At 63.2% G+C, this 13,860-nt stretch carries 10 protein-coding genes and 1 tRNA gene; 3 read left to right on the top strand and 8 right to left on the bottom strand.

Translation table 11 applies throughout. The annotated features are described in order from the left end of the window. Positions 1–28: 28 nt before the first annotated feature. Complete coding sequence (locus tag CLU85_RS12725; protein ID WP_100412528.1) at positions 29–2,350, bottom strand: AsmA family protein; 2,322 nt, start codon at positions 2,348–2,350, stop codon at positions 29–31. A gap of 202 nt (positions 2,351–2,552) precedes the next feature. Here CLU85_RS12725 and CLU85_RS12720 point away from each other — a divergent pair, with 202 nt between their 5' ends. Together CLU85_RS12720 and CLU85_RS12715 are read left to right on the top strand one after the other, a co-directional pair. Further along, positions 2,553–3,461, top strand: a complete 909-nt coding sequence (locus tag CLU85_RS12720; protein WP_100410577.1) for a pseudouridine synthase — start codon at positions 2,553–2,555, stop codon at positions 3,459–3,461. 198 nt (positions 3,462–3,659) lie between these two features. After that, on the top strand, positions 3,660–5,708 hold the full coding sequence (locus tag CLU85_RS12715; protein ID WP_100410576.1) for a Cache 3/Cache 2 fusion domain-containing protein: 2,049 nt from the start codon (positions 3,660–3,662) through the stop codon (positions 5,706–5,708). Between the two features lie 62 nt (positions 5,709–5,770). Here CLU85_RS12715 and CLU85_RS12710 read toward each other — a convergent pair. Next, a tRNA-Gly gene (locus CLU85_RS12710) sits at positions 5,771–5,844 on the bottom strand. Positions 5,845–6,113: 269 nt separating this feature from the next. Here CLU85_RS12710 and CLU85_RS23535 point away from each other — a divergent pair. Then, the gene (locus tag CLU85_RS23535) at positions 6,114–6,239 is read left to right on the top strand and encodes a hypothetical protein (protein ID WP_255409657.1); all 126 of its coding nucleotides are present in this window, start codon (positions 6,114–6,116) and stop codon (positions 6,237–6,239) included. Positions 6,240–6,321: 82 nt separating this feature from the next. On the opposite strand, the gene CLU85_RS12705 is transcribed toward CLU85_RS23535, so the two are convergent. The 6 genes from CLU85_RS12705 to gabT form a co-directional block, all read right to left on the bottom strand. Further along, entirely contained in the window at positions 6,322–7,812 is a 1,491-nt protein-coding gene (locus CLU85_RS12705) for an NAD-dependent succinate-semialdehyde dehydrogenase (RefSeq protein ID WP_100410575.1), read from the bottom strand. Positions 7,813–7,957: 145 nt separating this feature from the next. Further along, on the bottom strand, positions 7,958–8,776 hold the full coding sequence (locus tag CLU85_RS12700) for an ABC transporter permease (protein WP_100410574.1): 819 nt from the start codon (positions 8,774–8,776) through the stop codon (positions 7,958–7,960). Positions 8,777–8,807: 31 nt separating this feature from the next. Beyond that, on the bottom strand, positions 8,808–10,070 hold the full coding sequence (locus tag CLU85_RS12695; protein WP_100410573.1) for an ABC transporter permease: 1,263 nt from the start codon (positions 10,068–10,070) through the stop codon (positions 8,808–8,810). A gap of 28 nt (positions 10,071–10,098) precedes the next feature. Beyond that, on the bottom strand, positions 10,099–11,130 hold the full coding sequence (locus CLU85_RS12690; protein WP_100410572.1) for an ABC transporter substrate-binding protein: 1,032 nt from the start codon (positions 11,128–11,130) through the stop codon (positions 10,099–10,101). A 119-nt stretch (positions 11,131–11,249) separates the two neighbouring features. Then, positions 11,250–12,350, bottom strand: coding sequence for an ABC transporter ATP-binding protein (locus CLU85_RS12685; RefSeq protein ID WP_100412527.1), 1,101 nt, complete (start codon positions 12,348–12,350; stop codon positions 11,250–11,252). 43 nt (positions 12,351–12,393) lie between these two features. Then, the gene (gene gabT / locus CLU85_RS12680) at positions 12,394–13,686 is read right to left on the bottom strand and encodes a 4-aminobutyrate--2-oxoglutarate transaminase (RefSeq protein WP_100410571.1); all 1,293 of its coding nucleotides are present in this window, start codon (positions 13,684–13,686) and stop codon (positions 12,394–12,396) included. Between the last annotated feature and the right edge of the window lie 174 nt (positions 13,687–13,860).

Here is a 13,860-nt window from a genome sequence, read left to right as displayed (position 1 = left end):
CCCCCGTTGCCGTCTGCCCAGGAGGCCATCAACGTGCAGGATCTGCCATGCCGCTGGCAGCCCGCCGCGCAGGCTGTGATGCCGTGCCCGCAGCGCCTTGGTATCCGGGCTTGACGGGTTCCTGGGCCAGGTCGAGCAACGGTTTGCAAGGGGTGTTGTCTTCCGCCGCCGGCACGGTGACCGGCACCAGTGCCAGTGCGGCGGGGGCCACCAGGGCGGCCGCGACTGCGGCGCCCGCGCGCAGCAGCAGCGGGCCGGGTTCCACGCCGACATCGGGGTTCGCAAAGGTGCCTTTGACATACAGGGGTGAGCGCAGCGAGAAGAATTTCCATTGCAACGACTCGGGCTTGATGCGCAGGTTCATGGCCTCGGTACCCAGGTCGATGGTGCCTGTGGCCTCCACCACCGCGTCGTCGGTGCTCATCTTCACGATGCGTGTGGTGGCCAGGCCATCCACCACCGTGAAGTCAGCCACGGCGCAGCGCAGGCGCACCTCTTTGTTTTCGCCAAAGAGCTTGCCTACAACAATACTGCCCACATTGAGCGCCGCCAGGTCCAGCATCTGCTTGCTCAACGTGCCGTCGCGCACATACAAACGCATTTCGCCGGTGCCATGGCCCAGCAATCCGGCCATGCTGTTGCCTGAGCTCTTCAGGGCAATGGCCCCGTCCATGTGGCCCAAGCTTTTTTTCATGAGCTGTACCTTGGGGAACAGGGCCGAGAGCTGCAAGCCCTGCACGGTGCCGCGTATCTGGGCCGTCAAAGGAGCGGTACGCCCGTCAATGCTCACCTGCGAATCGATTTTCCCCTCTGCCACGCCGAACGTGAGCGGTGCCAGCTTGAGCTGCGCGTTTTCCATCACGGCGTGCACGCTCAAGTCCTGCAGGGGCAGACTCTCGGGGCGGATGATGTGACGGCCCTTGAACACCATGTCCATGTCCATGGCATTCCACCGCTCGGCCGCAAATTGCGAGTCTGGCAGTACCTTGCCGCCCTGGCTGCGGCTGCGTGGGGTGTTGCCGGACTGGCGGGTGCCAATCGTCGGTCCCAGGTCTGCCAGGCGCAACTGGTTGGAGGTCATGGTGCCGGTGAGCCGGGGACGTGGTTTGCCGGAGGTGTATTTCAGCGACCCTTGCAGATCGCTCTGGCCCACCTTGCCGCGAAAATCGTTGTACTCCCACACGGCGCGTTCGGGTTCCAGGCTGCCGGTCAGCCGCCCGCGCGTGGCAAACGCAGGGGTGTTGGGCAGCACCAGCCCTGTCAGGTCGTACAGGTCGGCCATGCTGCCACCCTTGAGAGACACTTGGAAGTCCAGCCCCGAGAGGGCTCCCGGGTTGGCCAGCACCCCCTCGGCCGACAGGGCCACGCTGCCTGCACTGGCGTCGACCTGTAGCGGGTAGTTCACCACCTTGTTGCGCAGGCTAATGACCTGGCCCGCACGTCCTCGGCCCTCGATCTGTGCCTTGGCATAGCGGCCCCGGATCTCGAAGCGCAAGCCATAAGGTGTGGTCGCTGCACTTTGGTTTTGTATGCCGGGTGCAGCCTTTGCTGCAGGTGTTGTCGTCGGGTCGGCTGCGCTGGCCAAGGCCTGGGTCGCTGCGTCTGTGGGGGCCAAGGGCGCCGTGGTATCAATGTGCGCCCGCAGGTCCAGGTCTTTCACGCCATCGGCATAAGCGAGTACGCCCTCATTCACCACCAACTGGTCGATATCAAAGCTCCAACCGCTCTTGGGACCATCCTTGCGATCAAAGTGCCAGTTATCGACGCCATCGGCGCTCCGGGCCAAAGTCACCTGGGGCCCGGTGAGTTTGAGCGTGTCAATCGACAGATGTTTTACCAACAATGGCAACAGGCGCACGGTAGCGGTGGCGCCGCCAATACGGGCCAAGGTGGTTGCATGGGTGTCGGCCTCTTTGGATGCCAGCGGAGCGCGGAGTTGGCCTTTGGGCGGCGTTTTGCCTGCAGCATGCGGAAAAGGGAGTGTGAACCCGGCGGGGTTTCCCATCACCAGGCGTTCGGCAGTCACCGTGACACCAGGTACCCAGCGCTGCCATCCCTCTTCCAGGGGCTGGGGCCAGTGCCATGCCGCAGACAAATCGCCTTGAATGGCAAAGTGCCGTCCTGTGACTTTGCTCACGGTGTCATTGACCCAAGGCTTCGCGCGGTTCCAGTCGATCCATGCCAGCAAGACACCCAGCGCCACCAGCAGCGCAGCCAGCAGCCCTGCAGCCCACAGGGCCCCGTGCGTGATACGCCGCCAAATACCCGGTGCAGGCAACGGGAAGGCGGTGGTGGTGACAGGGCCAGGTTGAGCAGCAGGAGGATTGGGAGATGCGGGTATGGGTGACATGAACGATGGTGGGTCTTGGCCGTATTCCACTGGGCACTTGCTGCGCATGAATGTGTGGGGCACAGCGCCTGCCAGCTCGGCATTGCGGCTTGGTTGTTGGATGCTAGCCCGCATCGGCGCGCCATGTGGCTGTGTCGGCGCAACTGGCGCTCATGTCCTACAGCCGATGAACCGTGCTGGCGCGCCCTAGAATTCGCGCACCATGCACAACCCCCGCCACCCCCAGGTCATGCCCGTGCGCGATGGGGTGAGCCCCAGTTGTGTTGCCCTGCCCACACACGGGCAGGGCAACATGCTGGACTTTCTGTCGCAGCGGCTGCCAGTGGTGGGCCGCGAGGAATGGTGCCAGCGCATGCTGGCGGGCGAGGTGGTGGATGAGCGCGGGCAGGTTGTGGCGCCCGAGCGGCCGTTTGAAGGCAGCCTGCGCCTGTACTACTACCGAAGCCTGTCGGCAGAGCCAGCGCTGCCCTTCAGCGAGACGGTGGTGTACCGCGACGAACATCTTGTGGTGGCCGACAAGCCGCACTTCATGCCCGTCACGCCGTCAGGCCACTACCTGCACAACACGCTGCTGGTGCGGCTCAAACGCCAACTGGGATTGCCAGAACTATCACCACTGCACCGCATTGACCGCGACACGGCCGGACTGGTCATGCTCTCTGTGCAGCAGCGCACGCGCGGCGTGTACCAGGCGTTGTTCCGTGATCGGGAGATCACCAAGCACTACGACGCGATTGCCCCTTGGCGGGCGGATGTGCGCTTCCCACGCGAACACACCAGTCGCATGGAAGAAAGTCCCCAGTTCTTTCGTATGCAGGAAGCGCCCGGAGAGCCCAACAGCCATACCCACATGCAGGTTGTGGAGGTGGCAGGGGGCTGGGCACGCTACCGTCTGTCTCCCATCACGGGCAAGCGCCATCAGCTGCGGGTGCACATGGCTGCCCTGGGCTTGCCGTTGCGCAATGATCCGTTTTATCCGGTCGTCAACGACCCGCCCGAAGGTGATTACTCGCGGCCACTCCAACTGTTGGCACGGTCGCTGGAGTTCATGGATCCGCTCACGGGGGAGCACCGGGTCTTTGAGAGTAGGCAGTCGTTGAACCTCCCCTGAGCGCCCTGTCGGCCCAGCGCGCAGACAGTCGCGGGCGGCCCATGCCGGGGCAGTGCCGCATTGGAATGCTTTTTACAAGGGTTTTCCCTATGTATTCAAAGGCCATAGAGCTGGCCTTGGTTTGGTCTTCCTACCCATATAGGGTAACTTGACTGCTTTTTTATGCACAGCGATGCATAAGTTACAGAAAAGCACCAGATGACTCCCTCAAAAAACCAACATTCAGTGGCCTTCAAGCTCTCCTTCACCGCTTTGGTCAGTCTGTTGGTGGTCTTGCTGGTCACGATGGGCAGCGTCAGTGGCCTGCTCTGGAAAGACTTTGGCCGCCTGGCGCGTGGCGATGCCATGCAATATGCCGCCCAGGTGAGCACCCTGGTGCAGACCTTCGACGAAACGGCGCAAGACCAGGCCAAGAGGGACTTCACCCTGTTCAAGGCGAATTTTCCGGGCCAGTTCACCGTGGCCGAGGCGCCAGGGGCCGATGGCAAACCCGAAGCCTTGCTGTCGTTCCAGGGGGCTGCCGTCAACGGTGATTTTGAAGTGGTGGACCGTTTTTCCAAGGACAGCGTAGGTGCCGTGGCTACGATTTTTGCGCGCACGGGAGACGACTTCATCCGTGTGACCACGTCCCTGAAAAAGCAGGATGGCGAGCGCGCCTACAAGACCCTGCTGGACCGCAAACACCCCGCCTACGCGCTGATGAACGAGGGCAAAACCTATATCGGCCGTGCCAGCCTGTTTGGCCGCGAGTACATGACCGTGTACGAGCCCATTCGCGACGGCAATCGCACCATCGGAATCTTGTTCATTGGCTCTGACATGGGGGCTATTTTGGGCAAGCTAGACACCGTGATGGCGGGACAGAAGCTGTTCACCACAGGTGCGGTCTATGCCGTCAATCTCTCATCGGGCCCCGCGCGGGGCAGTGTTTTCGGGCTGCCGGGTGTTGGTAAATCCCTGAAGGTGGATGACAAGGACGACAACGCCAAGGCCTGGCTGGCTTCGTTGGCTGCGGTTGGGCAGTCTGGCGATCTGGAGTCGGGCTGGTCGCCGCGACGCAGTGGCGAAGGCGACACTGCCACGCGTTATGTGGCCGTGCAGCACTACAAACCCTGGAATTGGGCCATTGTTGCCGAGGCCCCTTTGGGGGAAATGATGAGCGAAGCGCGCAGTGTGCTCACTTGGCTCTGGTTGGGTGTGGCGGTGGCACTGGTACTGCTTACCGTGGTGCTGGTGGCGGCCACACGTCGATTGGTGGGCGCACCGGTACAGCAGCTGAGCACGGCCCTTGGCTACCTGGCACAGGGTGATCTGAGCCACACCGTGTCGATCCGCTCCAGCGACGAAATTGGAGCCTTGGCCCAGGCCATGGAGGGTTTTCGGGTTCGCCTGGTCGAAAGCCTGAGCACGGTTCGCGCCAGTGCTGATAGCGTGTCGGCCGCCAGCACGGAGATCGCGCAAGGCAACCAGGACTTGTCGGGCCGCACCGAAAGTCAGGCCAGTGCTTTGGAGCAAACGGCGGCCAGCATGGAGCAACTGGGCGCCACCATCCGCCATAACGCGGGCAGTGCCGGCCAAGCCAACCAGCTCGCAGTCGGGGCCAGCCGCGTCGCGCAGCAGGGTGGCGAGGTGGTGTCCAAAGTAGTCCACACCATGCAGGAGATCAATAGCAGCAGCCAGAAGATTGCCGACATCATTGGTGTGATTGACGGTATTGCTTTTCAGACCAACATCCTGGCGCTCAACGCTGCAGTTGAGGCGGCCCGCGCGGGTGAGCAAGGCCGCGGTTTTGCGGTGGTAGCCGCCGAAGTGCGCAACCTGGCTCAGCGCACGGCCGCAGAAGCCAAGGCCATCAAGGAGCTGATAGGGGCGAGCAGCGCTATGGTGCAGCAGGGCTCGGTGCTTGCCGATCAGGCGGGCAGTACGATGCAGGAGGTGGTCAGCTCCATCCAGCGCGTGGCAGACATGGTCTCGGAGATCAGCGCCGCCAGCAATGAGCAAACCGCCGGCGTGGGCCAGGTGGGCGAGGCGGTTACCCAGTTGGATCAGACCACGCAGCAAAATGCTGCCCTGGTGGAGGAAATGGCTGCCGCAGCCAGCAGCTTGCAGGTGCAGGCAGAGCAGATGGTGACGGCAATCGCACGCTTCAACCTGGGGCAGGATGCTGCAACTTCTCCGGCATATGCCGCCCAGCTGTCTAGCACAGCCAGGCTTTCCGCAACGGCCGCCCCACAGCTCAAAGGCTGAGTGGCCCCGGCGAGTGCCATAAAAAAACCTGCCAGACATTTTTGCAAGGCAGGTTCTGTATTTGGAGCGGGTGAAGGGAATCGAACCCTCGTATGAAGCTTGGGAAGCTGCCGTTCTACCATTGAACTACACCCGCGACGCTGTGGATTATAGGCAGCATCCGCCGGCCGTCTGGAGCGCGCTTGGTGCAAGTACGCAAAATGCATATTCATTGCTGAACTGGTTGGCTGGGCTGATTGGCGTCGGGCCCCAAATTCCTTTCACCAGCTGCGCTGGGCAGGCGCTTTAAAGACATCGAAAGGACGCCAATGACAAGTCCAAGCAACCTATCTCTACAGCCTGCTTGGAGCCACTGGGTGCGCGTTTCTGTGGCATGCATGCAGCATCGCGTTGTTCTGCGGGGCCTTGCTGGCCCCCCTGGTCACCACCACTGAATGGCTGGGGCAGGACCTCGACAACCAGCAGGTGCGCATTGTCGAAGTGAGTGTGAATCCGGGCCTGTGGGTGTCGCTGACGATGTTGATTTTTTGAAGCGTTTTTGGCTGCTAGCGCTTATTCAATAAGCGCTAGCAGCTATCAAAAACATATCAAATAGAAGCTGCCCACGCGCCGGTCACTTCTGGATGTCGCCCAGGCACAAGTACTTGATCTCCACGTAGTCGTCCATGCCGTAGTGCGAGCCCTCGCGGCCCAAGCCCGACTGCTTGACGCCGCCAAAGGGCACGTGCTCGGTGGCCAGGATGCCCACGTTGGCGCCCACCATGCCGTATTCCAGCGCCTCGGTCACGCGGAAGATGCGGCCCACGTCGCGGCTGTAGAAGTAGCTGGCCAGGCCGAACTCGGTGTTGTTGGCGGCGTCGATGGCTTCTTGTTCGGTCTTGAACTTGAACACGGGGGCGAAGGGGCCGAAGGTTTCCTCGCGTGCGCACAGCATGTCGGCCGAGGCGTTGGCGATGACGGTGGGCTCAAAGAACTGCCCCGAGCCCAGGCTTTTCAGGCGCTGGCCACCCGCCACCACCTGGCCGCCCTTGGCAATGGCGTCGTCCACATGGCGCTGCACCTTGGCCAGGGCGGCTTCCTCGATCAGCGGGCCCTGGTTCACGCCAGTTTCAAAGCCATTGCCCACCTTGGCGGTTTTGACCTTGGCGGCAAACTTGGCCACGAACTCTTCGTACACGCCTTCTTGCACATAAAAGCGGTTGGTGCACACGCAGGTCTGGCCCGCGTTGCGGTATTTGCTGGCGAATGCGCCTTCCACGGCGCTGTCGATGTCGGCGTCGTCGAACACGATGAAGGGCGCATTGCCGCCCAGCTCCAGCGACATCTTCTTGACCGTGGGGGCCGACTGTGCCATCAGGATGCGACCCACTTCGGTGCTGCCCGTGAAGCTGATGTGGCGCACCACATCGCTCGCGCACAGCACCTTGCCGATGGCGATCGAGTTGTCGCTGTCAGCGGGCAGGATGTTGAACACACCCGCGGGGATACCAGCGCGCAGGGCCAGCTCGGCCGCAGCCAGGGCTGTGAGCGGTGTGAGCTCGGCGGGCTTGATGACCACTGGGCAGCCAGCGGCCAGGGCGGGTGCCACCTTGCGCGTGATCATGGCCAGCGGGAAGTTCCACGGTGTGATGGCCGCGCATACGCCGATGGGCTGCTTGAGGACCAGCAGGCGGCGGCTGTTGTCGAACTGCGGCAGGGTCTCGCCGTTGATGCGCTTGGCCTCTTCGGCAAACCATTCCACAAAGCTTGCGCCGTAGGCGACTTCGCCCTTGGCTTCGGCCAGCGGCTTGCCTTGCTCGGCCGTCATGATGCGGCCCAGGTCGTCCTGGTGCGCCATGAGCAGGTCGAACCATTTGCGCAGGATGATGCTGCGCTCCTTGGCCGTCTTGGTCTTCCAGGGGCCCCAGGCTGCATTGGCGGCGGCGATGGCGGCCTCCGCATCGGCCGGGCCCAGGTTGGCCACGTCGGCCAGCTTCAAGCCTGTGGCCGGGTCGTTCACGTCAAAGCGGCTGCTGCCTGCCACCCACTGGCCGTTGATGAGGCCGTCGGTCTTGAGCAGGGTGGGGTCGTTGAGTTGGGCGAGGGGGGAGGTCTTCATGTCCATGGGAATGCTTCCAGAAGAGGTGGCGTGACGAGGGAAAAGACGAACAGAAAAGAGAGGGGCTTGCCGATGGGCAGGCATCTAGCCAAAGGCTAGCACGGGTGGTGCCGCAGTGCCGGTCGCCAAGGTGGCACCTGCTGCGGCTCCGTCAGGCACGGCGGCCGCGCAACCATTCCAACGCCAGCAGCAGGCTGGTGGTGAACAGAATGAGCAGCGTGGCCACCGCCGCTATGGTGGGGGAAATGTTCTCGCGAATGCCGTTGAACATCTGTCGTGGCAGCGTGGACTGATCGGCGCCGGCCAGAAACAGGGTGACAACCACTTCATCGAACGAGGTGGCAAACGCAAACAGCGCCCCCGAGATCACGCCTGGCGCAATCACCGGCAGGGTGATGCGAAAGAAGGTGTGGAAGGGTGTCTCGCCCAGGCTGAGCGAGGCGCGCACCAGGTTGTGGTTGAAGCCTGCCAGGGTAGCCAGCACCGTGGTCAGCACAAACGGTGCACCCAGCGCGGCGTGCACGATGATGAGTCCGAAGTAGCTGTCGGCCAGCCCCAGCGGTGCAAAGTACAGGTAGGTGGCCACGCCCACCACGATGATGGGCACCACCATGGGCGCAATCAAGATGCCCATTAGCAGGCCCTTGAAGCGGAAGTCTGCCCGCGACAGCCCCACTGCTGCCAGCGTGCCCAGCACGGTGGCAATGAAAGTGGCCGCAGGTGCCACGATGAAGCTGTTGCGTGTGGCGCGTGCCCATTCAGGCGACTCAAACAGGTGCTGGTACCACTTGAGCGACCAGCCATGGATGGGATAGGCCAGGAAAGAACTCTCGGAGAACGACAGCGGCACCATCACCAGGATGGGGGCCAGCAGGAACACCAGCACGGACACGCAAAGCGCGCGCACGGCCCACCAGCCGAGCTTGTCGGCCAAGGTGGCGTACAGGGGGAATTGGGGCAGGCGAAACATGGTGAGCGACTTTCAGCTTTGGAGGGAGTGATCAGCCCAGACTCAATTCGGCTTTGCCAATGCGGCGGTAAACGCCGTACAAGACCAGCGTGGCGGTGAGCAGCAGTGCGCCCAGTGCGCAGGCCATGCCCCAGTTCACTTCCACATTGGTGTAGCGGGCGATGTAGTAGCTGAGCATCTGGTCATCGGCCCCGCCCAGCAGCGCGGGCGTCACGTAGTAGCCGATTGACAGGATGAATACCAGCAGCGCGCCTGCACCAATGCCAGGGTAGGTTTGCGGCACATACACCCGAAAGAACGCGGCCAGCGGCGAGCTACCCAGTGACACGGCGGCGCGCAGGTAAGTGGGTGGCACGCTTTTCATCACGCTGTACAGCGGCAGGATCATGAACGGCAGCAGGATGTGGACCATGGCGATCACCACGCCTGTGCGATTGAACAGCAGCGCCAGCGGCTCGCTGATAACACCCAGGCCCATCAGGCCCCGGTTGACCAGGCCCTCGGATTGCAGCAGCACGATCCAGGCAGCCACCCGCACCAGGATGGATGTCCAGAACGGGACCAAGACCAGAATCATCAGCACATTGGCCGTGCGTGCGGGCAGCGTCGCCAGCCACCAGGCCAGCGGGTAGGCCAGCAGCAGGCATACCAGCGTGACGACCAGGCTGATGTGAAAGGTGCGCAGCAAGATGCCGCCAAACGCACGCTGCTCCTCGGGCATGCGCTCCACGTGGCCCTGTGCATCACGCTGCAGGTCGACGGATGCCAGCAGGTAGTCGGGGGTCCAGCGGGCGCCGTTTTTGGCAATGGTTTGCCACAGCGGGGCCTCGGCCCAACGGGCGTCTTTCTCCAGAAGCTGCGCGCGGATCGCCTCTGGCGTTCCTTCGATGGGCAGGGCGCGGTAGGCGCCCATGATGAGCGAACGCGCGCCGGGCACTTCGGTGTTGAGCCTGCGGGCCAGGGCACCGGCGTCCGAGTTGTCGGGCAAGCGGCCCAGGTCTTGCACCAGGGCAGCGTAGGCACTGGCAGCTGGGGCGTCCTTGCGGTCCCAGCCGTCCAGCGCGCGTATCGTGGCCGGCAGGGCGTTGGCCACTTCGGGGTTTTCTACAGCGCGCTGCAGCAGTGCCACGATGGGCACCAGCAGGGTGAGCAGCAAAAACACCAGCAAGGGCAAGGTCAACGCAAAGGCCCGCCATTTGCGCCGGGATTCGGCGAGAGAGAGGGCCTTGCGCAGTGCGCCAGGTGCGCTGTCTTGCGTGGCGCTGGCGTCAGGGGCGACCAGGGTGGCTTGCATGGTGTTTTGCTCTCAACGGTTCACAAAATTACTGTGTTGCCCAGGCAGCAAAGCGCTTTTCGAGTGCCTCGCCCTGGTCAGCCCAGAAGCCCACGCTGAACTGCAGTGCCTCTTTCGCATTGGCGGCCGAGGTGGGCAGGTCGTCCAGCACCTTTTTGTCCAGCGACGCCAGGGCCTTCGTGTTGGCAGGGCCGTACGCAATGTTTTGTGCGTAGGCAGCCTGGTTTTGCGCCTGCATCGTGAAGGCGATGAACTTCACAGCCGCATCCTTGTTGGGCGAGCCCTTGGGGATGGCCCAGGAGTCCAGGTCATAGATGCCACCGGGCCAGTAGATCTTGAGGTTGCGGCCTTCGCGGTTGGCGGCGTCGATGCGGCCGTTGAACACGGTGGTCAGCGTCACATCACCGGCCACCAGGAACTGGGGCGCTTGCGCACCGGCTTCCCACCATTGGATATTCGGCTTGAGTTCGGTCAGCTTCTTGAAGGCACGGTCAGCGCCTTCCTTGGTGACGAGCACCTTGTAAACGTCAGCGGGCTTTACGCCGTCAGCGAGCAGGGCAAATTCGAGGTTATAGCGGGCGCCCTTGCGCATGCCGCGCTTGCCGGGGATCTTCTTCGTGTCCCAGAAATCAGCCCAGCTGGTGGGGGGCGTCTTGAGTTTGTCGCCGTTGTAGGCCATGACGGTGGACCATACGAAGATGCCGACGGCGCACTCGTTCACCGCAGCGGGCAGCAGGTCGGCCTTGGGGATGATCTTGCTGTAGTCCAGCTTTTCGTACAGGCCTTCGTCGCAGCCACGGGCCGCGTCGGGGGATTCGACTTCCACCACGTCCCAGGTCACTTTTTTCGTCTCTACCATGGCCTTGACCTTGGCCTGCTCACCGTTGTACTCCACGGCCACGATCTTGTTGCCCAGCTTCTCGTAGGGCTCGTAGAACGCCTTTTTCTGCGCATTGGCGTTGGCGCCGCCAAAGTTCACAACGGTGAGTTGTTGCTGTGCAAAGCTGGGCAGGGCCAGGCAGGCAGCCAGGGATGCGCAGGCGATAAGGCTCTTTTTCATGGTGCAGGTTTTCCTAGGGTTGGGGTAACGAAAGCGCGGACGGGAAAGCGGACAAAAAGATGGAAAGAGAAGAAGAGGACGGCAACGGCGAAATGATGCGAACCGGTGAAGCCAAGGGCTCAGACCGCGTAGATGCGGGTGGCAGCGGGTGGAAACTCCAGCAGCACGGCATTGCCTGGTTCGAGCTGGGGACCGGTGCCCGAAGGCGCCAGGGCGAGCTTCACACTGGCTTGCTCCTGGCCATGGCCCAGGTCGCACATCAGGCGCAGGTGGTCACCGTAGTAAATGACGCGGGCCACAGTGGCGGGCACCGCCGAGGTCTTGGGGTATTGCGCGGGCGAGTGCAGCACGATGCGCTCGGGGCGTACGCAGGCCTGCACAGGGGCTCCCCGGGCTGCGGCGTTCACGTTCACGCCTGGTAGCAGGTAGCCGCCGGGCAGCTGAATGGCTGCGTCTGCGCCGGCACCTTGCAAGGTGCCGGTCAGCACGGTACTGTCGCCCACAAACCCGGCTACAAACCGGTTGCTGGGGGTTTCGTAGAGGCTTTCTACGTCGGCCAGCTGCTGAATGATGCCCTCGTTGAATACCGCCACGCGGTCGCTCATGGTCAGCGCCTCGCCCTGGTCGTGCGTCACGTAGACAAAGGTCACGCCCAGCTGGCGGTGCAGTTCTTTCAGCTCGATCTGCATGTGCTCGCGCAATTGCTTGTCCAGGGCGCCCAAGGGTTCGTCCATCAGCACCAGCTGGGGGTTGAACACCAAGGCGCGGGCCAGGGCCACGCGCTGCTGCTGGCCACCCGACAGCCGTGTGGGCAGGCGGTCTGCCATGCCGGTGAGGCGCACCATGTCCAGGGCCTTCTTCACGCGCTCAGCCTGCTCGCCTTTGGGCACCTTGCGCACGGTGAGCGGGTAGGCCACGTTCTCGCCCACGGTGAGGTGGGGGAACAGCGCGTAGTTCTGGAACACCATGCCGAAGTTGCGCTTGTGCGGTGGGGTGCGCGTGATCTGTTTGCCATCGAGCAGAATGTCGCCCGCGGTAGGGGATTCAAACCCCGCCAGCATCATCAGCGTGGTCGTCTTGCCCGAGCCTGAAGGCCCCAGCAGGCTCAGGAACTCACCGCGCTGGATGTCCAGGTCCAGCGCGCGCACGACCAGTTGTTCGCCGTCGTACGTCTTTTGCACGCCGCTGAAGCGGACCAAGGGTTCGGTGGCCAGGGTCATGGCGGGGGTGGCCTTGTAGGCAGAGGGGAGTTCGGGGCGCATATCAGCCTACCGCAGCAAAGCTGTCGGCCAGGATGGCCAGGCCCTCCGCCAGAAGTTCGTCAGAGGCTGTCAGCGGCACCAGGATGCGGATGACGTTGCCGTAGGTGCCGCACGACAGGAGGATGAGCCCGCGCTTGGCGGCCTCGGTGACGACCTTTTTGGTCAGTGCGGCATCGGGGCGGTGCACGTCGCCGTTTTCGAACAGCTCAATGGCCACCATGGCGCCCAGGCCGCGCACGTCGCCGATGGCAGGTACTTTGGCGGCCATTGCCTTCAGGGCACTGACCAGCAGGGCGCCCATGTCCTGGCTGCGGGCCAGCAGGTTTTCTTTTTCAAAGGCGTCGATCACGGCCAGTGCTGCAGCACAGGCGACGGGGCTGCCGGCATAGGTGCCGCCCAGGCCACCAGCGGCTGGGGCGTCGATCACGTCGGCACGGCCCACCACGCCCGACAGCGGAAATCCGCCCGCCAGCGATTTGGCGGTGGTGATGAGGTCGGGCGCCACCGGCCATTGCTCGCAGGCAAACCAGGTGCCGGTGCGGCCCGCGCCGGTCTGCACCTCGTCGGCAATGAGCAGAATGCCGTAACGGTCGGCCAGGGCCTTCAGGCCGGTGATGAATTCGGGTGGGGCGACGTAGAAGCCACCTTCTCCCTGCACAGGCTCGACGATGAAGGCCGCCACGCGCTCCGGCTCGATGTCGTTCTTGAAGATCAGCTCGACCGAGTGCAGCGCCTGCTCCACGCTCACGCCGTGCAGCGCGTTGGGGAAGAGTGCGTGGAACACCTCTCCAGGGAAGGGGCCAAAGCCCGTCTTGTAGGGAGCGACCTTGCCCGTCAGGCCCAGCGTGAGATTGGTGCGGCCGTGGTAGCCGCCAGTGAATGCGATGACGCCGGCGCGCTTGGTGTAAGCGCGGGCGATCTTGATGGCGTTCTCCACCGCCTCGGCACCGGTGGTCAGCAGCAGGCTCTTTTTGGCAAACGCACCCGGGGCCAGCGTGTTCAGGCGTTCGCACACTTCCACATAGGGTTCATACGCCACCACCTGAAAGCAGGTGTGGGTGTACAGCTCCAGCTGCGCCTTCACGGCGGCGATCACACCGGCGTGCAGGTGGCCGGTATTGAGCACGGCGATGCCGCCGGCAAAGTCGATGAAGCGGCGACCTTCCACGTCCCACAGTTCGGCATTGCGGGCCTTCTGGATGAAGAGGTCGTGGGCCTGGCCTACGCCCCGGGCCACAGCGGCGTGGCGGCGGGTGATGAGGGCGGCGTTGGTGAAGTGGCGGTCTTGCTGCATGGCGGTGGGCAGGTGGAGTGGGTGATGAAAAGAAGGAATGGAGCGAATTCTGAAAGTCGCGCCACGGTCCGTCCATGTACACCGGCATGCTGTTTGGCGCGCACTGTGCAGGTCTAGAATCCTGTACAGGCAATCCCTGATCTGGTGTGCGCCAACCCGGTGCACAATTCGCCT

It is taken from the genome of Acidovorax sp. 69, from assembly GCF_002797445.1.
GTDB lineage: Bacteria > Pseudomonadota > Gammaproteobacteria > Burkholderiales > Burkholderiaceae_C > Acidovorax.
This window is presented reverse-complemented; position numbering and strand designations above follow the sequence as displayed.

Bases quoted from the DNA above. Each gene is read 5' to 3' on its own strand.
- CLU85_RS12725 (WP_100412528.1), bottom strand. From the start codon at position 2,350: ATGTCACCCATACCCGCATCTCCCAATCCTCCTGCTGCTCAACCTGGC.
- CLU85_RS12720 (WP_100410577.1), top strand. From the start codon at position 2,553: ATGCACAACCCCCGCCACCCCCAGGTCATGCCCGTGCGCGATGGGGTG.
- CLU85_RS12715 (WP_100410576.1), top strand. From the start codon at position 3,660: ATGACTCCCTCAAAAAACCAACATTCAGTGGCCTTCAAGCTCTCCTTC.
- CLU85_RS12705 (WP_100410575.1), bottom strand. From the start codon at position 7,812: ATGGACATGAAGACCTCCCCCCTCGCCCAACTCAACGACCCCACCCTG.
- CLU85_RS12700 (WP_100410574.1), bottom strand. From the start codon at position 8,776: ATGTTTCGCCTGCCCCAATTCCCCCTGTACGCCACCTTGGCCGACAAG.
- CLU85_RS12695 (WP_100410573.1), bottom strand. From the start codon at position 10,070: ATGCAAGCCACCCTGGTCGCCCCTGACGCCAGCGCCACGCAAGACAGC.
- CLU85_RS12690 (WP_100410572.1), bottom strand. From the start codon at position 11,130: ATGAAAAAGAGCCTTATCGCCTGCGCATCCCTGGCTGCCTGCCTGGCC.
- CLU85_RS12685 (WP_100412527.1), bottom strand. From the start codon at position 12,350: ATGACCCTGGCCACCGAACCCTTGGTCCGCTTCAGCGGCGTGCAAAAG.
- gabT (WP_100410571.1), bottom strand. From the start codon at position 13,686: ATGCAGCAAGACCGCCACTTCACCAACGCCGCCCTCATCACCCGCCGC.